At 45.9% G+C, this 23,303-nt stretch carries 21 protein-coding genes, 1 other RNA gene, 1 pseudogene and 1 riboswitch; of the genes and pseudogenes, 10 read left to right on the forward strand and 13 right to left on the reverse strand.

The features are described from left to right. Window positions 1–100 precede the first annotated feature (100 nt). From metG to panC, 4 genes are all read left to right on the forward strand, one after another. Entirely contained in the window at window positions 101–1,771 is a 1,671-nt protein-coding gene (gene metG / locus ICN33_RS01105; protein ID WP_216193744.1) for a methionine--tRNA ligase, read from the forward strand. Window positions 1,772–1,874: 103 nt separating this feature from the next. Next, window positions 1,875–2,063: a DUF3460 family protein gene (locus ICN33_RS01110; protein WP_216193746.1), complete on the forward strand. Its 189-nt coding sequence runs from the start codon at window positions 1,875–1,877 to the stop codon at window positions 2,061–2,063. After that, the gene (locus ICN33_RS01115) at window positions 2,056–2,919 is read left to right on the forward strand and encodes a ScpA family protein (protein ID WP_216193748.1); all 864 of its coding nucleotides are present in this window, start codon (window positions 2,056–2,058) and stop codon (window positions 2,917–2,919) included. Before ICN33_RS01110 ends, ICN33_RS01115 begins: the two co-directional genes overlap by 8 nt. Beyond that, complete coding sequence (panC, locus tag ICN33_RS01120; protein ID WP_216193750.1) at window positions 2,916–3,767, forward strand: pantoate--beta-alanine ligase; 852 nt, start codon at window positions 2,916–2,918, stop codon at window positions 3,765–3,767. The genes ICN33_RS01115 and panC overlap by 4 nt, the downstream gene beginning before the upstream one ends. Window positions 3,768–3,781: 14 nt before the next feature. On the opposite strand, the gene ICN33_RS01125 is transcribed toward panC, so the two are convergent. Together ICN33_RS01125 and ICN33_RS01130 are read right to left on the reverse strand one after the other, a co-directional pair. Next, the gene (locus ICN33_RS01125) at window positions 3,782–4,621 is read right to left on the reverse strand and encodes an autotransporter outer membrane beta-barrel domain-containing protein (protein WP_216193752.1); all 840 of its coding nucleotides are present in this window, start codon (window positions 4,619–4,621) and stop codon (window positions 3,782–3,784) included. Beyond that, a complete protein-coding gene (locus tag ICN33_RS01130) occupies window positions 4,596–6,128 on the reverse strand; it encodes an autotransporter-associated beta strand repeat-containing protein (RefSeq protein WP_216193753.1) in 1,533 nt (510 codons plus the stop codon). The genes ICN33_RS01125 and ICN33_RS01130 overlap by 26 nt, the downstream gene beginning before the upstream one ends. Here ICN33_RS01130 and ICN33_RS01135 point away from each other — a divergent pair. Next, window positions 6,109–6,267, forward strand: a complete 159-nt coding sequence (locus ICN33_RS01135; protein ID WP_216193755.1) for a hypothetical protein — start codon at window positions 6,109–6,111, stop codon at window positions 6,265–6,267. The two genes, ICN33_RS01130 and ICN33_RS01135, sit on opposite strands and share 20 nt — an antisense overlap. Before the next feature lie 59 nt (window positions 6,268–6,326). Here the strand turns inward: ICN33_RS01135 and ICN33_RS01140 are convergent, their stop codons facing one another. From ICN33_RS01140 to ICN33_RS01165, 6 genes are all read right to left on the reverse strand, one after another. Further along, entirely contained in the window at window positions 6,327–7,259 is a 933-nt protein-coding gene (locus ICN33_RS01140; RefSeq protein WP_216193758.1) for a methionyl-tRNA formyltransferase, read from the reverse strand. A 1-nt stretch (window position 7,260) separates the two neighbouring features. Next, complete coding sequence (gene frc, locus ICN33_RS01145) at window positions 7,261–8,508, reverse strand: formyl-CoA transferase (RefSeq protein WP_216193759.1); 1,248 nt, start codon at window positions 8,506–8,508, stop codon at window positions 7,261–7,263. A 140-nt stretch (window positions 8,509–8,648) separates the two neighbouring features. Then, window positions 8,649–9,077, reverse strand: a complete 429-nt coding sequence (locus ICN33_RS01150; RefSeq protein ID WP_216193761.1) for a PAS domain S-box protein — start codon at window positions 9,075–9,077, stop codon at window positions 8,649–8,651. 123 nt (window positions 9,078–9,200) lie between these two features. After that, window positions 9,201–10,451, reverse strand: coding sequence for a formyl-CoA transferase (gene frc / locus ICN33_RS01155; RefSeq protein WP_216193763.1), 1,251 nt, complete (start codon window positions 10,449–10,451; stop codon window positions 9,201–9,203). A gap of 82 nt (window positions 10,452–10,533) precedes the next feature. Further along, window positions 10,534–12,243 carry an oxalyl-CoA decarboxylase gene (gene oxc / locus ICN33_RS01160; RefSeq protein ID WP_216193765.1) on the reverse strand — a complete coding sequence of 570 codons (1,710 nt, stop codon included), beginning with the start codon at window positions 12,241–12,243 and terminating at the stop codon, window positions 10,534–10,536. Window positions 12,244–12,447: 204 nt separating this feature from the next. Beyond that, the gene (locus ICN33_RS01165) at window positions 12,448–13,065 is read right to left on the reverse strand and encodes a Crp/Fnr family transcriptional regulator (RefSeq protein WP_216193767.1); all 618 of its coding nucleotides are present in this window, start codon (window positions 13,063–13,065) and stop codon (window positions 12,448–12,450) included. Between the two features lie 82 nt (window positions 13,066–13,147). Then, a riboswitch (cobalamin riboswitch) is annotated at window positions 13,148–13,363 on the forward strand. A 142-nt stretch (window positions 13,364–13,505) separates the two neighbouring features. Here ICN33_RS01165 and ICN33_RS01170 point away from each other — a divergent pair. The 5 genes and pseudogenes from ICN33_RS01170 to ICN33_RS01190 all read left to right on the forward strand — a co-directional run bounded on the left by ICN33_RS01170 (window position 13,506) and on the right by ICN33_RS01190 (window position 17,353). Continuing rightward, on the forward strand, window positions 13,506–15,629 hold the full coding sequence (locus tag ICN33_RS01170; protein ID WP_216193770.1) for a TonB-dependent receptor: 2,124 nt from the start codon (window positions 13,506–13,508) through the stop codon (window positions 15,627–15,629). Window positions 15,630–15,732: 103 nt separating this feature from the next. Beyond that, on the forward strand, window positions 15,733–16,020 hold the full coding sequence (locus ICN33_RS01175; protein ID WP_216193773.1) for a hypothetical protein: 288 nt from the start codon (window positions 15,733–15,735) through the stop codon (window positions 16,018–16,020). Then, window positions 16,001–16,216: pseudogene (locus ICN33_RS10460) on the forward strand (cell division protein ZapA); the annotation flags it as partial. The gene ICN33_RS01175 and the pseudogene ICN33_RS10460, both read left to right, overlap by 20 nt. 99 nt (window positions 16,217–16,315) lie before the next feature. Then, window positions 16,316–16,534: non-coding RNA, 6S RNA (gene ssrS / locus ICN33_RS01185), on the forward strand. Then, window positions 16,535–17,353 (forward strand): sulfite exporter TauE/SafE family protein, encoded by an 819-nt coding sequence (locus tag ICN33_RS01190; RefSeq protein ID WP_216193775.1) that lies wholly within the window; start codon window positions 16,535–16,537, stop codon window positions 17,351–17,353. On the opposite strand, the gene ICN33_RS01195 is transcribed toward ICN33_RS01190, so the two are convergent. The 5 genes from ICN33_RS01195 to ICN33_RS01215 form a co-directional block, all read right to left on the reverse strand. Next, window positions 17,354–18,877 carry a malonyl-CoA synthase gene (locus ICN33_RS01195; RefSeq protein WP_216193777.1) on the reverse strand — a complete coding sequence of 508 codons (1,524 nt, stop codon included), beginning with the start codon at window positions 18,875–18,877 and terminating at the stop codon, window positions 17,354–17,356. It lies immediately after the preceding gene. Window positions 18,878–18,917: 40 nt separating this feature from the next. Further along, window positions 18,918–20,276 carry a TRAP transporter large permease gene (locus ICN33_RS01200; RefSeq protein ID WP_216193779.1) on the reverse strand — a complete coding sequence of 453 codons (1,359 nt, stop codon included), beginning with the start codon at window positions 20,274–20,276 and terminating at the stop codon, window positions 18,918–18,920. 2 nt (window positions 20,277–20,278) lie between these two features. Beyond that, a complete protein-coding gene (locus ICN33_RS01205) occupies window positions 20,279–20,785 on the reverse strand; it encodes a TRAP transporter small permease (RefSeq protein WP_216193781.1) in 507 nt (168 codons plus the stop codon). A 3-nt stretch (window positions 20,786–20,788) separates the two neighbouring features. Then, window positions 20,789–21,856 (reverse strand): TRAP transporter substrate-binding protein DctP, encoded by a 1,068-nt coding sequence (gene dctP, locus ICN33_RS01210; RefSeq protein WP_216193783.1) that lies wholly within the window; start codon window positions 21,854–21,856, stop codon window positions 20,789–20,791. A 130-nt stretch (window positions 21,857–21,986) separates the two neighbouring features. Then, window positions 21,987–23,291 (reverse strand): malonyl-CoA decarboxylase domain-containing protein, encoded by a 1,305-nt coding sequence (locus ICN33_RS01215; RefSeq protein WP_216193785.1) that lies wholly within the window; start codon window positions 23,289–23,291, stop codon window positions 21,987–21,989. Window positions 23,292–23,303: the final 12 nt, after the last annotated feature.

Raw genomic sequence — 23,303 nt, forward strand, 5'->3', positions numbered from 1 at the left:
TTTAGGGTGCTTTACTTTAACCGCAGACTAAAATCACTGCATAAGCAAGCATAATTGATTGCTACAGCCTAATTAACCCTCTTATTTAAGACCGCATTACATGAGTAGTTCCCAACGCCGCCTTCTTATCACCTCCGCTCTACCGTACGCCAATGGTCAGATCCATATCGGTCATTTGGTTGAATACGTACAAACCGATATTTGGGTTCGGTATCAAAGAATGCGGGGTCACGAGGTGCACTACGTTGGCGCCGATGATACTCACGGCACCCCCATCATGTTGCGCGCCGAAAAAGAAGGCATTACCCCAAAGGAACTCATCGCCAATGTTTGGAAAGAGCATAAGCGCGATTTTGATAACTTCCTTATCTCATTTGACAACTACTACACTACGGATAGCCCCGAGAATGAGCAGCTGGCACAAAGTATTTACCTCAAACTACGTGATGCTGGCTTGATTGAAAAACGTGCAATTGAGCAAGCCTATGATCCAGTAAAAGAAATGTTCTTACCGGATCGCTTTATCAAAGGTGAGTGCCCAAAATGCGGCGCTAAAGATCAATACGGTGACAACTGTGAAAAATGTGGTGCGACATATGCGCCTACCGATCTAAAAAATCCCTTTTCAGTAGTCAGTGGTGCAACCCCAATTAAAAAAGTCTCCGATCATTACTTCTTTAAGTTATCCGATCCCCGTTGTGAAGAATTCTTACGCGAGTGGACACAAGTAAAAACACCTTTGCAGCCTGAAGCTCGCAATAAGATGAAAGAATGGGTTGGCGAACCAGGCGAAAGCAAGTTGGGTGACTGGGATATCTCCCGCGATGCCCCGTATTTCGGCTTTGAAATCCCTGATGCGCCAGGCAAATACTTCTATGTGTGGCTTGATGCCCCGATTGGTTACTACGCCAGCTTCCTCAATTACTGCCAGGCTAAAGGCCTCAACTTTGATGAGTGGGTTAAGCCAGATACCACTACCGAGCAATACCATTTCATCGGCAAAGACATTCTGTATTTCCATACCCTGTTCTGGCCGGCCACTTTAAAGTTTGCCGGTTATCGCACCCCAACCAATGTATTTGCGCATGGGTTTTTAACCGTCGATGGCGAAAAGATGAGTAAGTCACGCGGCACGTTGATTTCTGCAAATAGCGTCATCGAATGTGGGTTTAATCCAGAGTGGTTCCGCTACTACTTTGCAACCAAACTCAATGACAGCATGGAAGATTTAGATTTAAATCTTCAAGACTTTGTTGCGCGTGTCAATAGTGACTTATTGGGCAAGTACATCAACATTGCAAGTCGTAGTGCAGGGTTCTTAGTGAAGCGATTTGGTGGCATTGTTTCTGACGATGTAATGGGCATCCCATTGCTGAAAGAAATTGCTTCTTCTAGCGAAAAAATTGCACAGCTTTATGAAGCGCGCGAATATGCCAAAGCACTACGCACAGTGATGGAGCTCGCAGATAAGGTAAATGGCTTTGTCGATGAGAACAAGCCATGGGAAATTGCCAAAGATCCAGCGCGTGAAGCCGATTTGCAGCGAGTCTGCAGCATTACCCTAGAGGCATTTCGTATGCTCAGCCTTTACCTAAAGCCTGTAATTCCACAGGTGATCTTGGGAGTTGAAGAGTTTTTATCCCTCCCCCCTCTTTCTTGGGCCGATATCAACACCCCTCTTTCCAGTAAAAATCCAATCAAGCCCTACAAGCACCTAATGACCCGAGTGGAAGCCCCACAAATTGAGGCTTTGCTGGCTGCAAACTTGTAAAAAGTCCCCTAAAAAGCACCTATAATGGCGTTTGTAGTCCCCAAGTAACTTTTTGAATTAATTTCATAAGTTATTGAATTTATTGAGTATTTTAGGAAATGCTATGGCAAGATATCAATCCGAATTCACCCAGTTCTTAAATGAACTCAAAACCGAGAATCCAAAGCTTGAGGCTGAACAGCAAGCTGGTCGCGCCCTACTGTGGGATAAAGAGCCCTTGAGCGTTGAAGATCAACGCCGCGCAAAAGCTGCAAAACTCAAGCAACGCGCCTACGTGTATTCGAATGACTGAGCCAAGCACTCAGCCAATATCTGATTTGCTCGACAGCACCCCATCGGTTACCGATGGTATGTCGGCCGCCTTCGCCAAACTTTATGGCGAACCTCTTTTTAAGCTCCCTACTGACTTATACATTCCACCAGATGCTCTAGAAGTTTTCCTCGAGGCATTTGAAGGTCCTTTAGATCTATTGCTGTACCTCATTCGCAAACAGAATTTCAACGTTCTTGATATTCCAATGGCACAGGTTACACAACAATACCTAAGCTATATCGATCAAATTCGTCATCACAATCTTGAGCTTGCGGCCGAGTACTTGCTCATGGCCGCAATGTTGATTGAAATTAAATCACGCATGCTTCTACCAATGAAGAAGGCTGACAGTGAAGAAGAAGTTGATGATCCCCGCGCAGAATTAGTACGTCGCCTCTTAGAGTACGAGCGTATGAAACTTGCCGCGCAAGAGCTCGATCAAATTCCACAACAGGGTCGCGACTTTCAGGTGGCGCATGGCTATGTGGACACCACCATTGCGATTGCTTGGCCAGATGTCAATGTAGAGGACTTGCAAATGGCTTGGCGTGATGTTCTACACCGTGCCAAGCTCACCCAACATCACACCATTACTCGTGAAGAATTATCTGTGCGTGATTTTATGACGCGCATCTTACGCCGTTTGCAGAGCACTAAATTTGTAGAGTTCGGTGAGCTATTTGAAGATGCCATTAAGTCTGGCAAGGGCATTCCTGTGGTGATTGTGAACTTCATTGCGATGCTTGAACTTTCACGTGAAGCCTTAGTAGAAATTACCCAGGCTGAGCCCTATGCGCCGATTTATGTGCGCCTTGCCTACACGCCTGTTGCATGAAAATCATTAGCGATATTCAAGAATTACGCGACCATTTAAGAGGTCAGAACCGCGCTTCATTTGTTCCCACAATGGGCAACCTCCATGAAGGACACCTTTCGCTCATGCGCCTAGCAAGGCAACATGGGGATCCTGTCGTAGCCAGCATCTTTGTTAATCGCCTGCAATTTGGTCCCAACGAAGATTTTGATAGCTACCCTCGCACCATGCAGGCGGATATTGATAAGCTTGAAAAAGAAGGTGTCTACATCTTGTTTGCACCTACTGAGCGAGATCTCTATCCACAACCCCAAGAATATCGAGTTGACCCTCCACAACAGTTAGGCGACATCCTTGAAGGTGAATTCCGCCCTGGTTTCTTTAAAGGGGTTTGCACCGTTGTTCTCAAGCTCTTTTCTTGCGTGCAGCCTAAGGTTGCCGTGTTTGGCAAAAAAGATTATCAACAACTGATGATTATTCGTCAGATGGCCAAGCAATTTGCTTTACCTGTCGACATCATTCCAGCAGAAACCATTCGTGCGGAAGATGGTCTCGCCCTCTCCTCGCGCAATAGCTATTTATCGACTGCAGAACGCGCAGAGGCTCCCGAGCTGATGAAGGCTTTAAAAGAAGTGCGTCAACGTGTGCTCGATTTAAAGGTGCGCGATGTAAAGTCTGTCTCCGAACTTGAAAAGTTGGCCGTTGCCTCTCTTGCTGCTCGTGGCTGGCAACCGGATTACATCGCTATTCGCCAACAAAGTGATTTAGCCCCTGCTTCTAATGAGCAATTACAGGCCGGGGAACCGCTGGTTATTTTGACAGCGGCTAAGCTTGGCAATACACGCTTAATTGATAACCTCGAGATTTAATTCGATTCTTTAGGTTAATAGCCAATTGTGTAAGTCATTAGCGCTGTAGTGGTATTTGTAGCAATGAATGGCTGTTGTTGCCACAGTATATTAAGACCTAAACGCTCACGCTTGTTGATGTCATAAAACAAACCAGCGGACGCAGTCGCCATACTATTCACATTGCCAGGCATGGCTACACTAAAACTTTCCAGCCCAATAATGGAACTTGTCACTTGGTAGTTGTTCATTGAGTATTTAAGATTCTGCTGAATACCAATTGAAGCTGTTCCAGTCAGATTCTCAGATAAGCCAACACGAAATCCAAGACCACCAATCGCAGAGAATGTATTTTGCGTTAACGAATTGTATGAAAGCGGTAGAGTCACGTTGGCATTGCTACCCTCTGTATAACCGCCAGTATTGAGATGGGTGTAGCGCAGACCCACATAGGGAATAACAGAGAACGAATCTATTACTGGATGGTGATAGTTTGTAGTGAGCTGATAGCCCTGACCATTAAATGAAGTTGAGCCAGACCCAGCCTCAGTATTTGCTAAGAGTGGACGGGTAATACTCAGGGTACTATTAGATGCAACTCCAGATGCCTGTACTCCCCACCCGGTTTCATCTGGGTTCATATGCCACTTAGCAAAAAGCCCCCACATCGGACTATTGTTACTTTGACTAAAGCCAGACGGCGTCGCAACACTAATGGTTTGATCTGCAAAAGCGCCCACTCGTAAATTTGGTGAAGGCTTATAACCTAACACCACTAAACCAGCCTGTTGATTAGCTGATGGCGATGGCCCTGAATAGGTATAGCGGCCACCAACACTCACGCAGACATTATTTTTGATAAACACGGCAGTCATACATCAAAGCTGCTTGATATGCGGCAACTTGTTGGTTGTAGATACTGGCTAAACCTGATGCACTTATCTGAACTGATCGAACTGTATTATCGTTATCAACTTCGAAGTAGTCTGTATCTAAATACAAAAATACATCTTTACCGTCATACCCCAAACGATACTTTGATGCAGATTCTTCAAAGTCATTCGTGAATTTAGAAAATGTACCGGTCAAGCCTGATTGCGCATTAATTAATGTATAGCGTCCAGCAGAATAATGGCCAGGGTTAGCATTGACATATAAGGTGCCGGCTATATTTGCGGTTCCGGCTATTAATAACTTTTCCGTATTGGATGTATTCAGGGCCATCTTTAAAGCACCCGCACCTGTTTGCACATAGTTACCTGATAAATTGGTATTGGCAGTTTTTTGCACAATATCAAAGGTACCGTTATTAGTAAATGTGCTTAAGTTTGAGCTGGTAATCGATCCAGAATCTGCCAAAGCAAGAGTGCCACCACTATTGATCAGAGTATCTCCCGCATAAGTATTGGCACCTGACAATGTCAGCGTGCCAGAACCAATCATAGATATGCCGCCCGTTCCAGCAATTACACCTGAATAGCTACCCGATCCACTATCAGTGAAAGCAATCGTTCCATTATTGGTTAAGCCGGTTGTGCCGTTTGCGGTTGAGCCTGGAATAGCCAATGCATCACCTTGCAGCGTGGCGCCAGCACTAATAGAAGTGCTACCAGCAAACCCGCTGTTGTCCCCCTGCAAAGCTAAAGTTCCACCCTGCACGCTTACTGTAGCCAAGCGAGAGATGGCTGTCAGTGGATTAGTAAGTGTCCAAGTGCCTGAGTCTAATTTATTTAAGGTCTGAAAATTAGATGTGGCGTTACTAAATGTACTGGAGCCCGTACCAGCAAATTGCAAAGTATTAGTGCCGCCGCCTCCATTGATGGAGCCAGTAATAGATGAACCGGTATGGAGAGTAACCTTATTAGATCCGGTGGCCAAAGACACACTACCCAACACAGTGCCGTAGTTATCAAATAAAACACTGCCGGGCGCAGAAGCGCCGATAGCCTGACCGCCAGTCCCTGCTTGAATAATGCCCGACGCTCTGTTAATGATCGTATTTGAAGAGCCGGGGTCTACTGAGTTTTGAAACCAAATGGCAGTACCAGTTAAGGACTTAATCGTTCCAGAGTTATCAATTGTGTTGCCAGTTCCTGCGGGATTAATAGCTTCTGATGAAGTAGCAGGGCCTGCCGCATATACAGTCGCACCGCTATTAATTGTTACAGTGTTATTAGACTGAAACTCTATTGTGTTATTACCTGCGTTGATTGGTGGAACGCCCGTGCCGCCCGTAGCATAGTTAATTACAGACGCACCCGAATTTATCAGAAGCGTGCCGCCATTGCGAAAATAGATTGCAGAGTTATTGATGCCGGCACCACTATTTGGTGCGGAAACTGTTGCATTGCTGCCGATCGTAATGTTGGCGCCATCAAGCAAGTTAATTGTTGCTGTATTGGGGCCAAACAAAGCTGGGTCAAGACCAATCGATGTGCCTGCACCAGTTGTTACCGTGATGCCACTTTGCGTTGGAGCACCTGTTGCAACACTTGCTGCCGCTCCAATGCGCCCTGAATAAGGAGAGCCAGTGCCGGTACAAGAAACCGTTGCGCCAGAAATGGTTCCTTAGAGAGCGATTTAAATAGCGAAAGACTGCCCTACTTCTAGATTTAATTCCTTCGCTAACTCTGCACCAGATACCTTACCTGTAGCGCCTTTAGCTTTAAGCACTTCAATTTGCCCACCGTGACAGGCAATGAAAAAAGAATCTAGCGTAATTTGAGTAACTTCGCCTGGTTTGCCTTTCACGGCACCAAAAGTAGCGGTCACATGCTTGTGACAATCGTAGATCTGCACCTTTTGCTCGCCAAACTTTGTCCATGCACCCGGCGCAGGATTGCATGACCGAATGAGATTGTAGATTTGACTGATGTGTGTTGCCCAATGAATCTGAGCGGCGTTGGCATCAAACCAACCTTCGTAGTTAGCCTGTGATTCATCTTGCACTAACTCTTGATGCTTGCCTGCGACCACCAGATCAGCGGCTTCTAGCAGCGCTCTAACGCCGATTGGAAACAGATGATCAAAGTAAATCTTACCAAGCGTATCGTTAGGACCAATCGGCACTTCTTTTTGCAAAATCACTTCACCTTCATCCAAGCCATCGGATGGGCGGAAGATGGTTAAACCAGTCTTGTCTTCGCCCAATGCAATTGCCCAATTAATAGCGCTTGGTCCCCGATATTTAGGGAGCAAAGATGGGTGATATTGAATAGTGCCGTGCTTAGGAATCTTACAGAGCTCTTGCGGTACAAATTGCAATACGTATGCCATGACACAGATGTCGGCATTGCTATCAATCATGGCTTGAGCAGCTTCAGGACCCTTCAGGGAGGCAAACTGCAAGGGGCTTAAGCCCCTTGCTAGAGCAGCTTCTTTTAAGACTTCGGGTTTACTTGATTTGGGATTATCGGGTGGGCAAAAAACAGCAACCACTTCATCGCCACGATCTAAAAAAGCTTCTAAAGCCGCTTTACCAAAATCCGCACTCCCAATCAAAGCAACCCGCATCTTAGATCACCTTATCGTGACGTAATGCAATCAGCTCATCAGTTGAGTAACCTAACTCACTGAGAATCTCATCGGTATGTTCGCCGAGCAAAGGTGAGCGCGTCACATCTGTTGGGCTATCGGACATCTTGATTGGGTTGCCAACAGTTAAATACTTGCCGCGAATTGGGTGATCCACTTCAACAACAGTACCTGTAGCACGCAATGCAGGTTCTTCAGCGATTTCTTTCATGGAAAGAATTGGACCGCATGGGATGTCGTATTTATTCAATACATCCATCACTTCAAACTTCGTCATGGTCATAGTCCACTTTTCGATCTCGCCGAAAATTTCCATGAGATGTGGCAAGCGCGCCATTGGTGATGCGAAACGAACATCCGTAATCCAATTTTCATGACCAATCACTTTACAAATCGCCTCCCATACTGGGGCTTGTACCACTACATATATGTAAGCATTTGGATCGGTTTCCCAGCCCTTACACTTCACAATCCAACCCGGTTGTCCGCCACCAGAGGCATTGCCCGCGCGGGGTACAGAGTCGCCGAACTCACCGTTCGGGAACTGTGGATACTCTTGCATCAAGCCAACGCGCTCAAGGCGTTGTTGGTCGCGCAACTTCACACGACACAAGTTCAGAACAGCATCCTGCATTGCCGCTAATACTTTCTGACCACGGCCAGAGTGAGTACGTTGATATAAAGCAGTAACAATGCCTAATGCCAAATGTAAGCCCGTTCCACTGTCGCCAATTTGCGCGCCAGTCACCATAGGAGGACCATCATCAAAACCAGTAGTTGATGCAGAACCGCCTGCGCATTGCGCTACGTTCTCATACACTTTGCAGTCTTCATATGGTCCAGGACCAAAACCTTTAACAGAAGCCATGATCATCATTGGGTTTAACTCTTGAATACGTTCCCAAGAAAAGCCCATGCGATCGAGTGCGCCTGGTGCGAAATTCTCAACCAATACATCGCACTCTTTAATCAGGCGCTCGAGAATCTCTTTGCCCTTTTGGGTTTTGGTATTCACGGTGATTGAACGCTTATTGTGGTTGAGCATCGTGAAATACAAACTATCTGCGTCAGGAATATCACGCAATTGACCGCGAGTTGCATCACCCTCGCCTGATTTTTCTACCTTGATTACATCCGCACCAAACCAAGCGAGCAACTGAGTACAAGTCGGGCCTGATTGAACGTGCGTAAAGTCGAGGATTTTGACCCCTTCTAGTGCTTTTGCCATGATTTAAGTCCTAATAAGAATAAAAATTTTGAATTGGGGCAATTTTACCAGCGGGAAATAAGGAAAATGGGAGTGTGCCCAATTTTTGGGCACAGATCCCATCTAAGCCTGTATTGGCGTCACTATAGGACTATATGCGGTTATGTCTGGGGATTTTCAAGCTCCGAGATGCGCTTTTTAAGGGCCCTCTCTTGGGCAAAACGTTCGGTTTCATCCCGAATGATCGCCACGACACCATTAGCCTTCCCATTTGGATCAAACAGCATTCCAACAGTGAAAGCAATCGAAAGCGTACCGCCATCCTTGTGCTTAGCAGGCACCTTCAATAAGGAAGTGCCATAACGAGTTGTACCGCTCTCCATGGAATGGTTGTAGCCCTCATTATGTTTTTGACGTTGGCGTTCAGGAACAATTAAATCCAAGGTATTGCCCAATGCCTCTTCTTCAGAATAGCCAAAGATGCGAGTGGCGGCAGGATTCCACAACACAATTTTTTCATGGGCATCAGCAACAATAATTGCATCACCCACACACTCTACCAACTGGTGTAAATCAACATTTGTCTTCATGTAAGTAGTCTATAGAAATTTTGCTTTAGTAGTGATTTATTTGTAACTTGATGACTAGAAAGAAAAAAGGCGCTCACTAGGAGCGCCTTAAAGAAACTACTTTATTGCAGATTCGTATTCTTATTACACCGCTTTTGCTGCATGCAACTTAGCAATGTCATCAGCGTTGTAACCAAGATCAGCCAGCACTTCATCAGTGTGCTCACCCAATACTGGTGATGGACCGACTTCGATTTCCAAATCAGAGAACTTGATTGGGCTACCGATAGTCAAATATTTGCCACGTACTTTGTGGTCAACTTCAACAATCGAACCGCTCTTACGCAAGTCTGGGGAAGCAGCCAATTCTTTCATTGAGAGAACTGGAGCACATGGAATATCGAACTTGCGGAGGATGTCCACAGCTTCGTACTTAGTCTTGTCTTTGAGCCATTCTTCAATCGTTGCGAAGATGTCAAAAATCTTGTCTTGACGAGCTTCAGCAGTCATATAGGCTGGATCAGTTGCCCACTCTGGCTTACCAATCGCACGGGTGATTGGCTCCCAAGCATGACCTTGAATGGTGAAGTAGATGTAAGCGTTTGGATCTGTTTCCCAACCCTTACACTTCAATACCCAACCAGGCTGACCGCCGCCACCAGCGTTACCGCCACGTGGAACTACGTCAGTGAATGAACCGTGTGGGTACTGTGGGTACTCTTCCAAGTAACCAATCTTGTCCAAACGTTGTTGATCGCGCAACTTCACGCGGCACAAATTCAATACTGCATCTTGCATTGAGCAAGATACTTTTTGACCTTTGCCAGTTTTTTGACGCTGCATCAATGCAGTCAAAATACCAATTGCCAAGTGCATACCAGTATTGGAGTCGCCCAAAGCAGCAGCAGAAACTGTAGGAGGACCATCCCAGAAGCCAGTTGTTGAAGCAGCGCCGCCAGCACACTGAGCAACGTTCTCATACACTTTTAAGTCTTCGTATGAGTGACCATCGCTAAAGCCTTTTACAGAAGCCATAATCATTTTTGGGTTCAATTCTTGGATACGTTTCCAAGAGAATCCCATGCGATCCAAAGCGCCAGGACCAAAGTTCTCAACCATCACATCAGAAGTCTGGATCATCTTCTCTAAAACTTCTTTGCCTTCTTGAGTCTTGGTATCCAAAGTCAAAGAACGCTTATTGCCGTTGAGCATTGTGAAGTACAAAGCATCTGCACCTGGAATATCGCGCAATTGGCTACGTGTTACGTCGCCAGAACCTGGGCGCTCTACTTTAATTACGTCAGCACCATACCAAGCCAACAACTGAGTACATGCAGGACCTGCTTGTACGTGTGTGAAGTCAATAATGCGAATACCGTCTAATGGTTTAGTCATGTTTGTTTCTCCTTAAGTCTTTCTTGTTTACTTCTCAATTTAGTCTAAAAATATTAACTTTTTATTACTGTTTTTAAATATCTTATTTCTTAGCAGCTGCTGTGGATGGATTTAAGTTTGTTAAACGTCCACTCTCAGTACCTGCAGTTTCATCAATAACAGCATTGATGAGGGCTGGTTTACCGGCAGCAATCGCTTCTGTTAACGCTGCTTCTAATTCCGCTGGGGTAGTTACGTAGTAACCAACGCCGCCAAATGCTTCAATCATCTTGTCATAACGAGCATCTTTAACAAACACTGTCGGCGCAACATCAGCACCGCCCGTTGGATTCACGTCAGTGCCACGGTAGACACCGTTGTTATTGAAGACAACTGTAGTGATTGGCAAGTTGTAACGGCAAACAGTCTCTAATTCCATGCCGCTAAAACCAAACGCGCTATCACCTTCAACAGCAACCGTTGGCAAGCCGCTAGTTACAGCAGCGCCAATGGCGTAACCCATACCGATACCCATAATGCCCCAAGTGCCTGAGTCAAAACGTTTGCGCGGCTTGTACATATCGACAATTGCACGGCAATAGTCCAGTGTATTTGCACCTTCGTTTACCAAGTTCACATCCGGATTCTTCTTGATCACATCACGAATGACACGTAACGCACCGTGGAAGTTCATTGGATTGGCTTCTTTAGCCAATGTCTCGGCCATCTTCGCAGTGTTCTTGTCTTTCTTCTCGGTAATCGCAGCGATCCACTCAGCGCTTGGCTTTGGAACAGCAGAGATACCTTTCAAGAGTTCACCAACGCATGAACCGATATCGCCGATCAATGGAGCAGCGATTTGTACGTTGCTATCCACTTCGTTTGCTTGAATATCGATCTGGATAAATTTCTTAGGATCTTTGCCCCAAGTTTTACCCTTGCCATGTGCCAGCAACCAATTCAAACGTGCGCCAACCAATAACACCGCATCAGCTTCAGCCAACACAAATGAACGGGCCGCAGAAGCGGATTGCGGATGATTGTCTGGCAATAAACCTTTAGCCATCGACATCGGCAAGTATGGAATACCGGATGTTTCGATTAAGTCACGAATCTCTTTATCAGCCTGAGCATAAGCAGCGCCCTTACCCAAGAGAATCAATGGACGCTTAGCGCCTTTCAACACATCTAATGCGCGAGCAACTGCATCAGCGGCTGGAATTTGACGTGGAACTGGATCGATTACCTTGAAGATAGATTTCTTAGCTTCGTCAGCAGGCATTGTTTGGGCAAGCAACTGGGCTGGCAAGTCTAAGTACACGCCGCCTGGACGACCAGAAACTGCAGCGCGGATTGCGCGAGCAAAACCGATGCCGATATCTTCAATGTGATTAATACGATAGGCTGCTTTGCAGTATGGCTTAGCTGCATTGAGCTGATCCATCTCTTCGTAGTCACCTTGTTGCAAGTCAACGATTTCACGCTCGCTTGAACCAGAGATCAAAATCATTGGGAAGCAGTTCACAGTGGCGTTTGCTAATGCTGTCAAACCATTTAAGAAGCCAGGAGCAGAAACGGTCATGCAGATACCAGGCTTTTGAGTCATGTAGCCTGCAATCGCGGCAGCATTGCCAGCGTGCTGCTCATGACGGAAGCCAATAAAACGCAAACCTTCAGCCTGCGCTAAACGGCATAAGTCAGTAATTGGAATACCAACGAGACCAAAAATTGTATCGAGGTCATTTGCTTTCAAAGCGTCAATGACGAGATGAAAGCCATCGGTTAATTGTGTGTTTTGATTATCTGTTGTCATAGAAATTTATATAAAAATTGCGGTTCTGCTCTTGTAGAGCTAATGCAATTTAGCTTTCGCTAACGTCTCCAATGTAGTTATTAATCGCACAACGGGTTTTGTATCCCGCTTAGGCTGAGTTGAATATTAGGCTTGGGGAAGGGGTTCATCATTGACTTCGGTCAATTTCCCCCTAAATCCCGTAATTACAGGCAGTTCCGCTGCTTAGACAAAGAGCTCTTTATGCTTAGTTTTTAGGCGACTCAAAGTCTCAGGAGAGAGATTTAGGTAGGCGGCCAGCTCTTTTTTAGGGAGTAGCTCAAATAAATCCTCATATTTGCGCAAGAAACGCTCTACCCGACCCGGGGCATCAAGCATATGCAGGGTAATGGTATGGGCCATGATTTCACTCATCAGGCGCATGACCTCAAACTCGAAACTCTCCTTGAGGGGCTTGTGCTGCTCCAAAAATTCCGCCCACTTTTTCATCGGCATACGAGCTACGCGGGCCTTAGTGACACAAGCAATGCTGTATGGAGCTGCGGTTTTCAAGCGCCAAGCAGCATAGCTAGTTTCAATATCTTTTTCGATGGCAAAACGCAAAATCATCTCTTTGGCATCTGCACTAGAAACAATGCGCTTGAGGATTCCGTCTAAAACAAAGTATTGCTCCATCTGATGGTCACCCTGATGAAGCAAGATTTCGGATTTCTTCAAATCATCAATCACTAAATAGCGTTCTAAATCAGCCATTGTTGAGGGATCCAAGCTTTTTAAGACCGAGTTTTGACTCAGCTGCAGACGAATCAGGTTTTTTTCGGGGTGCTTATCTAATGCGGTCATGAATCCTTACTCCTAGACCCGTTATTGTAGGCTTTTTTACCCCCAAAAGCCTTAGTTACTAGCTTAGGGTAGGTGACATCCGCTAGAATGGCGAGGTAGTGGTGCTTTATTGCAGTGCAATAAAGTTAAACGGGAAACACTAAACGTGTGCTGCCCCCGCAACGGTAGGTAAATGCGTCTTTGCTAGCTGTCTAAGACGTCAGGAATCTGACAAAGCCACTGTGCGCGTCAATCGCATGGGAAGGCCAGATTCTGATATTTACTAGCCCGGATACCGGCCAAGACAGGTGGAATTTTGCGGACGGGGACCTTCGCGCGCCAAGCAAGCGCTTAGCTTTTCGTTGCCGCGCCCAATTGACGCCTGAACCCCTGCACGAGAAATTCTGTTCGACCCAGTTAACGGGGAAGTTAACTAGGCAATCGATAACAGAAAGTGAATCATGAAGCAGCAGTTAAAACAGAAGAGGATCGCCCTCGTTTGCGGCACGCTTTTCACGCTATACCTTACCCCTGCAGTCTTTGCGCAAAGCAACCAAAACACAGTCATTGTTACCGGCTCACGCTTTGAAGAAAATCTCAATGAGGTGCCCGCGAATGTAAACATCATTACTCGCGAAGAAATAGAAAATTCAAGCTCCAACACAATTCCTCAGGTGTTATCCCAAATTGGCGGCTTAAGAGTCAGCGGCTTAAATTCCAGCGCCCTGAATCTAGATGCATCAGTTGACATTGGGGGATTTGGGCCAACGGGCAACAGCACAACCGCCGTATTAGTTGATGGCATCAGAATTAATCCCATTGATTCTGGAAATGTTGACTGGTCAACCATCCCAATAGACTCAATTGAGCGCATTGAAATCCTTCAAGGGGGTGCCAGTGTCCAATATGGAAACGGTGCAGTTGGTGGAGTGATCAATATCATTACCAACGGTGGGAAGAAAAATATTAACCAAGTCTCGGCAAGCTATGGCACCTGGGGCACATCCATTAATAATGCAATTTTCAGAAATACAGTTGAAAAGACAACTTACCAACTGAGTGCGAATACTTCTAACACCAATGGTTGGAGGCCAAATACAGCAGCAAACGCCTACTCAGTCGATGCAAAAATTTCACAGGATTTAGGTGGTGGCGATCGAGTATTTGTCGACGGCTATTACGGATATACCAATTCTCAATTAGCAAGCCCTGTTGTGGGTCTGGTTGGTTCAGGTAACCCACTTTCTGTTCGCCCTCAAAATGCGGGCAATAATCTAACCACTAATAATTCCGGTTTTAGACAGGGCTTAACAAAGAACCTGAATGAAAATTACGTATTTGAGGTCGATACTTCTTACAACAATAAGACCTCCTTCTATTACACGCCTCAAGCTGATTATTTCGTTTCTCTCGATCCAAATGATTATTCATATGGTTATGCTGGCAGTGCAATGAATAGTAAGTTGCAGGGCTGGCAGTTGGCTATCTCTCCTCGCGTTAAAGCAAATTTTGCAGGAATAGGAACAACCATTATTGGGTATGACTTTTCCAAAGCCAATCAAGCGGGCAGTAATGCTTATAGCCCCCTATCGCAAGGCATCATCCTTGCTAATCAGGCAAGCGGCTACTATTACAACAACTTGACCCATGATTCACAAAATGCCTCTCAAGTTAATAATTCAGTCTATGTGATCCAAAAAATTCCATTAGGTAAAGTATTTGAAGCGAGTGGAGGATTTCGACGCCAAGTACAACAGGCGTCAACTACAAACACCTCGATCTCCGCAGCGAATGGAACGGTGAATAATTCTCAACAATTTGCGGCTAACGCAGGAGACCTTGCCTTAAATGCAAACTACCTACCCGGACAACGGGTGTACGTAAAGTGGAATCAGTCTTTTAGGTTCCCAAACATCGATGAATATTGGGGGTTTGGATATAACCCCGATGGGGCCTATGAAGCTGTCTTCAATGGAATACTGCACCCCCAAACAACTCAAACTTATGAAATGGGTGGTAGCTGGTCGGTTTGGAAGTCAAAGATTACCTCATCAATTTTTAAATCGATGACACTAAATGAGATTAGCTATAACCCCTCTACCGGCTACAACTACAACTCCATTTACCAAACCAATCGTGGTGGAATTTTGTTTGACATCTCATCCAATATTTCCCCGTCGCTCTTCATTGCTGCTGGAGGAAAATACCAAAAGTCATATTATGCGAATGGGCCCTATTCAGGCAATACCATCCCGATAGTTCCAGATACCTTACTTAACGCTAGAGCAAACTACCTAATCACAAGTAATTGGTCAGTTGGTGGTGTTGTCAACTATGTTGCTAACCAACACTACGATACTGGGCCTAATAATTACAGTGCAGCCCCGACTATGCCGGCTTATGTAATCGGCGATATCTTTACCTCTTACAAGTTCAAAGGTATCGAAGGTCGACTGACGGTTAAGAACGTTGGTAATGCGCAATACTCAAGCTATGGAGGGGTCAGTTCCTTTTCCGGAACACACTTTTACTACCCCAGTGAACCCAGATCGGTTTTCGCATCCCTCAAGTACAACTTTAACTAGTTTGCGCGGGGTTTACTCGCCGGGTTTAGATCTAATAATGGATATTTGAGGATCTAGACCAGCAGTCTAGCGCCTAGGCTAAGCCTGAGGCTACAATGGCTGTATGAGTGAGCAAACCTCCTTTTCCCAAGAATCTGATGCATCAGGATTGAACGTCTTGAGCACTTCTATTAAGCGCGTTTCAGTAAAAATTTCCTTGATTCAGGACGCCGTAAAAAATCTTGCACAAGATCGTGCATTACAAGAAAATAAGATTGAAGATGCGCAAAAGCGTATTCAGCGCATCTTGAGTCGTCTGCCAGAACAGAGTGATGGTCGCCAACTAAATCTACTTGGCGAAGTCGTTCCGCCAAATAATCCAGAGGATGATAATGAGCCAACAACGCATTGAAGTCAGTATCGCCGGCCAAAAAATCACCTTAGCAACCAGTGCTGAGCATGAGCCGTTATTAAGGGCAGCCTGCGTCTTGGTTGACGAACAGATTCAACTTGCTATCAGTGGCGGCAATCGCAGCATTGAGCGCGCTAGCATGATGGCAGCACTCAAAATTGCAGGCGACCTTATTACCTTGCAAAAAAATCAATCGCAACAAGGTGCTTCATCCAATATGAGCTCCGATGAAGTCACTCGTCTACAGAGTGAAATTCACGCTCTAGAGGATCAAGTAGATGCCTTGATGCAAACCCTTTCCCTGCCTGGTTCGCCAAGGCCAATAGTTCCTTGAACCGATGCGCAAGCATCCGGAACGATCTTTACCTTGCGGGCGTGAGCGTTTTGCAAGTTCACAGTGCCAACTTAGACTTGGTCACTCCCTGAACCTCTTAATGCACCCGAAGCAGAGTAGCCGTTCCACCTTGAACCTTAGGGTTCAGGATGACGGCCTAGCGGCTAAGGCGGGGAATTCATGTTACTAAGCGATATCTTGATGTTGATGTTGTGCGGCGCCATCTCTGGCTACTTGGCTGGACTGCTGGGTATTGGTGGCGGGATGATCTTGGTTCCCTTCATGATTCTGGTGTTTAACCATCTTGGCTTTAGTCAAGACGTAATCGTTCATATGGCGATTGCCACGGGAATGGCCACGATTTTATTTACTACGACCTCTGCAATTTGGGCCCACCACAAACACGGCTCAATTGATTGGAAGCTAGTTGCATCCTTAAGTCCAGGAATGGTTTTTGGCGGACTGATTGGTGGCAGTGAATTATTCGAAGCACTAAAGACTTCCTGGTTGTCACTCTTCTTTGCCGTTTTTATTGTCTACACATCAATTCAGATGCTGCTCAATAAGAAACCCAAGGCAGGCAGAGATTTACCAAACGCAGTTGGATTATTTTCTTTTGGAACATTTGCGGGGGCGCTGGCCAGTTTAGTCGGAGCAGGCGGAGCTTTTATTACCGTGCCATTTATGCTTTGGTGCAATGTTAAACCTCACACAGCAATGGCTACCTCGTCGGGCTTAGGCTTTCCAATTGCTGCCGCAGCTACGATTGGCTACATGTATGGCAGTTGGGGTAACCCCAATCTACCAGCAGGTTCCTTAGGGTTTGTTTATCTACCAGCGGTTGCTTGCATTGTGACGGTGAGCATCTTTACAGCACCCTTGGGTGCCAAGATGGCCAGAAAACTGGATATCGCACAACTCAAACGCGTTTTTGGCATCCTGCTTTTTTTCCTTGCAGCCTTCATGTTTAATGAAAGCCGCAAGGCATTTGGTTTTTAACTAGGCAGTGTACTGCTGACGCAAAATATTCTTTTGCACCTTACCCATAGCATTACGAGGTAAATCGGCAACAATCTCGACACGCTTAGGAATCTTAAAGTTCGCAATCTGTGTTTTCAAAGTAGCGATCATCGCCTCTGCATTTAACTTGGCTCCGGCCTTTGGCACTACTACCGCCATAACCGCCTCACCAAAGTCAGGATGCGGAATACCAATCACGGCACTCTCATCCACACCAGGCATGTCATCGATAAAACTTTCGATTTCTTTTGGATAAACGTTGTAGCCACCCGAGATAATTAAATCCTTGCTACGGCCAACGATGCATAAGTAATCATTGGGAGCCTTGCCGCCATTGGCATCCCCACCCCAACGACCGACGTCGCCAGTTTTAAACCAACCGTCTTTTGTAAATTCTTCGGCAGTCTTCTCAGGCATGCGCCAGTAGCCTGCAAATATATTCGGACCTTTGACCTGAATGCTGCCAATTTCATTGACTTTGCATGGCTTGTTATCTTCATCAACTACACGCACCTTAACGCCAGGCAGTGGCAGGCCAACAGAGCCACCTACACGCTTGCCTTTGTAAGGATTGGAAACCAACATCACCGTCTCACTCATGCCATAACGCTCAAGAATCGGCTGGCCAATAACATCTTTAAAGGTATTAAATGTTTCGGTTAACAAAGGAGCTGATCCGGAAATAAACAAGCGCATATTGCTTGCCACTTTTTTGGTAAATCCTTTATCAGCCAATAAGCGTACATAGAATGTAGGTACACCCATCATCACTGTGGACTGTGGCATATGCTTGAGAAGCTGCGCTGTATCTAAACGCGGCAACCAAATCATTTTGCTGCCGTTAATCAACGCACCATGTGCAGCTACAAATAAACCGTGAACGTGGAATATTGGCAAAGCATGCAACAGGACGTCGCCTTTTTTCCAACCCCAAAACTTTTGCAACACTTGCGCATTGCTGCCCAAGTTTTTATGAGTCAGCATTGCACCCTTGCTGCGACCGGTAGTACCAGAGGTATACAAAATTGCTGCAAGGTCATCGTCTTTAGCGGGGACGGTCTTAAATTTATCGCTCAGACCGCTTGCAGAATCCAATAAAGTGCCTGTGCGGTTTTCATCCAAGGTAAAGACATACTTTGTGCCTGCCTTGGAAGCTACTGCAGAAACCCAGGAGAGATTCTTGCTACTACACACAACCACTGCTGGCTCTGCATTTTCTAAAAAGTACTGGATTTCGGCAGATTGATAAGCGGTATTGAGTGGCAAATATACATATCCTGCACGAATGGTGGCTAGATAAAGAAAAAGCGCTTCAGGAGATTTTTCAACTTGTACTGCAACCCTGGCTCCTTTTGGAAGCTTAAGACTGGCAAGTAAATTAGAAAGCTTAGCTGTTGCAGCTTCTAGGTCACCCCAGGAGTAATAAAGACCATCATGCGTCTCGAGAGCGCACGCTTTTTTATCTTTTGGAAAACCTTTTTCCAATACCGAGTACAAATTCATGAAAGTTCCTATAAGGCTAATATTTTTATTAATACTGCAATCAATGTACCTTGGCCGCACCCATTACCAAATCCGATAATCCTGTAGCAATTTCTGGCACAAAACAGAGCACCACAACAGAGAAAATCATGATGATCACAAATGGGAATACTCCCCAAATAATTTCATTGAGAGAAATATCGGGTGCAATGTTCTTGATCACAAAGATATTTAGACCCACCGGAGGGTGAATCAAGCCTGTCTCCATAACAATAGTCATTACCACTCCAAACCAAACCAAATCGAATCCAGCAGCTCTTAATGGCGGCAAGAAAATCGGCGCTGTCATCAAGATGATCGAAACAGGGGGCAAGAAAAAACCGAGAATGACTACCAAGACCAGAATAGCGGCCAACAATCCCCAACGACCAAAGCCTAGATCAACAATAGCTTGCGCAGCTGATTGACTTAAATGCAAATGGCTCATCACGTTTGAGAACAAGAGTGACATACCAATGATGAACATCAGCATCGTTGATTCTTTGATGGTGGCATTGAGCAACGGCGACAAATCTTTAATGCGCCACATCTTATAAATAATGGCAATCAAAGCGAATGCCAAAATGGCGCCAAGGCCTGCTGTTTCTGATGGAGTGGCATAGCCACCGTAAAGCGCAATCATTACACCTAGCAATAAAACCAAGAAAGGCAACACTCGCGGCAGTGAACTCATCTTCTGCTGCATAGTGTAGGTTTGACGCTCGAGAATTGGTTGGCGTGGGGCGCCAACTTTAACTGCCTCTAAAGCCAGGTTGTATTCCTTGCGGAATTTATAAACTGTGTAGATCGAGAAGAATACAACCAACATCAAGCCAGGGCCGATACCTGCCAGGAACAAACGTCCCAGCGACTGCTCCGCCGCAACCGAATACAAAATCATGGTGATCGAAGGGGGTAACAGGATGCCCAAGGTTCCACCGGCAGCAATAATGCCAGCCGCTAAGCCCGGAGAGTAACCACGCTTACGCATTTCTGGAATACCGGCACTTCCGATTGCAGAGCAAGTTGCTGGGCTTGAGCCCGCCATAGCAGCAAACAAAGCACAAGCCAATACGTTAGCAACACCGAGTCCACCCGGAACTTTGCCCAACCAAACATGCAAAGCCTCGTATAAATCTTGGCCGGCACGTGACCGTCCGATCGCCGCCCCTTTTAAGATAAAGAGCGGGATCGAGAGCAAGGTAATGCTGGCCATTTCTTCATAGACGTTTTGAGTCACTGTATCCAAGGAGGATGCAGGCATAAAAAACACCATAAATACAACGGCTACCGAGCCCAACGCAAAAGAGATGGGCATCCCTGAAAACATAACCAGCAACGTGACCGCTGCAAACAATAATCCTAATGTCGTGATTGACATGCTTATTCCCCTTCGCCTGGATTAACTACATCTCCAAACGCTTGGAGCAAAATCTGAACTGCCAATAAAGTCATACCAATGGACATCATGATGTATGGAATCCACAGCGGTGGAGCCCATGAAGATGAAGTCACTTGACCGTCTACCCACGCCTCATGAAACAGAGTCCATGACTTCCATGCAAAAAAAGCACAGAAAGCGCAAGAAGCAATATCAATTAATAGAACCCTGATTTGATTGACTGTTTTGGGCAACATCGTAGAAACAGCAGAGATCCCAACATGTCCGCGAATTTGTTGTACGTAAGCACCACATAAAAATGTTGCGCCTACCAAGCAAAATACTGCAGCTTCATCTTGCCAATCCGTCGTAGCCCCAAAAAATGCGCGTGAGGCAACGCTGTAACTCAAAATTACTGAAGCCGCCACCAATGCCAAGGAGCCAAATAGCACCATGAACTTATTAATTCCCGACATTAAGCGGTCGGTCGCTTGCAAGAGTTGAGTCATGATTTAGGTCACTTTTTCTGCTGCTTTTAGCAATGCTGCGCAGCTTTCATTCTTTTCTGCATAATCTTTCCAGGCGCTATCGCGAGCAACCGCCTTCCACTTGTCCACAATCGCTGCATCAACGTCGGTGACCTTACTACCCGCTCTTGCATAAGCTAAGGCTGCAGTTTTGTCATCTTCCTTGGCGGCTTCAAGCCCAAACTTTTCCATTTCGGCGCCAGCTGCCATGAGGGCATCACGCTGATCTTTTGGTAGTGCATCAAAGATTTGCTTAGACATCATCAACGGCTCAAGCATGAACCAATAAGATTTTTGGCGTGCACTAGTAAATGCTTTTGCCAACTCTTCAAGCTTGAATGACATAAAGCTTGTAGAAGATGTGTAAGCTGCATCCATTGCGCCAGTTTGCATGGCGGCGTAGATTTCGTTAGAAGGCAATGAAATAACTGAAGCCCCTGCTGCCTTGAGCATCAAGTCAAATTCACGACTACCACCGCGAATCTTCATCCCTTTAACATCCTCTGGAAGAATAATTGACTTGTTTCTACTGGCAACACCACCTGCTTGCCAGACCCAACTCAAGAGCACAATACCTTTGTCTTCTAAAGTTTTGGTGAGCATCTTGCCCACTTCCGCAGTCTTCCATTTAGCAGCCTGCTCATAACTTGTTACCAAAGCTGGCATTAAGCCGATATTGACCTCTGGTACTTCACCGCCTGCATATGGCAATGGGAATAATGAGATGTCTAAAGCACCCTTTCGCATTGCGCTGAACTGCGCATTCGTTTTCATCAATGATGAGCCTGGGTAAACCTGAAACTTCAATGCACCTTTGGTGCGCTTTTCAACAGACTCGGCAAATTTGCGGCAAAGACGGTCACGGAAATCACCTGCCTGAATAGTTCCACCAGGAAACTGATGAGAGATGTTCAAAGTTTTAGTTGCGCCTTGAGCGTTCGATGCAGGGCTAAAGCCCACGATGCCAGCTAAGGGCAACGCTGCAGATCCTGCCAATAATTGGCGACGCAAAGCATTTGGCTTATTAGATCCAGCTTTCAATTCATTGCTCATATTGTTCTCCTAGTAGTGTTTTATAGACTGCATAATACGGTCAGATCTTAGTGTCTGCTTCCTTGCCACATACTCTAAAGCGAATATTCTCTGAATTCTGCTTTTAGAGCCTCTCCTCCTAAATATATTTCTAGGCCTGCATTAATCGGCCAACAGCTCGTGAATAATCAATTTCTCCCTGAGTAAAGCGCTCATGGTTTTCCTCAACAGAAGAAAGATCATATAAATAATTGACCATCAGGCAGGCTGACTGCCTTAAACCCTTGCGAGAGAGGTCTCCAGCCCAGTTAATTTGATGAAGCTTGGCGCCGTTGCCCAAGTGAAACTTAGCAACCGGGTTGCCATTACGACCAGCAGAGCCTAACCCCAGATAAATACTAGCCAAGCACATTAACGCCGTCTTTTCTTTTTCGGTAGCGTTGTCAGGGTGCCAGCCAGAACTTAAGCGCTCGGTCCACGAACGTTTCGCCAATCCAAGGACCTCCAAGGATTGTTCACGGGCAGTGCGGACTGCAGGCTTGAGTTGAGTGCCCGTCTTTTCTCCACCAATATCTGCACCAGCAGCGACCCAGTCAATGAAGCCTGGAATTGGTGAAAGCGTTACGAAGGTTTTGAGACTAGGAAACTCTGCATGCAACTGTTCGGCAACTCGCTTAATCAGGAAGTTACCCATTGAAACACCTCGCAAGCCTGGCTCGCAATTACTAATGGAATAAAAAGCAGCCACTTTATATTGTGAAGTTTGATGAACTGTCTCTGCCTTCTTATCCACCAAAGGAGTAATTACAGCGGGGATTTCTGGCAAAAGCGCTACTTCAACGAAAATCAAAGGCTCATTTGGAAGTTGTGGATGAAAAAACGCAAAACATCTACGATCAGGCTGCAAGCGGCGGCGCAGGTCATCCCAGCCATCAATTGCATGCACAGCCTCATGCTGAATCAGTTTTTCCAAAACCTCGGCAGGCGACTTCCAATCCACCCGATGCATCTTTAAAAATCCCGGGTTAAACCAAGAAGACAAGAGGTGACGTAAGTCAAAATCAACGGCAGTTAATTCGGGCTGCTTTTCGAGCAATTGCAAAAGATCGCGACGCATACCTACCAGCGCAGCAGTTCCATTAGTTGCGCGATTAAGTCGACGAAACAGTTCTTGCCTCGGCGGTTCAGTTACGCGTTGTAATTTAATGTAATTGCGCGCACTTGCTTCTGCTGAAAAATTTTGTGCGGCAGACATAACTGCAGCTGCATCAGGATTGAGTTTTTCAAATAGAAAATTGAAAAATTTAGAATGCTGATCCTTAGAGAGTTTGCGGTAGTTGTGAATTACATCGTCTGCCATGCTGACTGCATTCGATTCACCACGCTCAGAAATGAGTCGATTGACCGCGCCTGTAACACGGGAAAAGTAACGGGCTTTTGCTAGCTTTTCAAGCATGTAGATCTCTCA

It is taken from the genome of Polynucleobacter sp. UB-Tiil-W10 (genome assembly GCF_018881605.1).
In the GTDB taxonomy this organism is placed as follows: Bacteria; Pseudomonadota; Gammaproteobacteria; order Burkholderiales; family Burkholderiaceae; genus Polynucleobacter.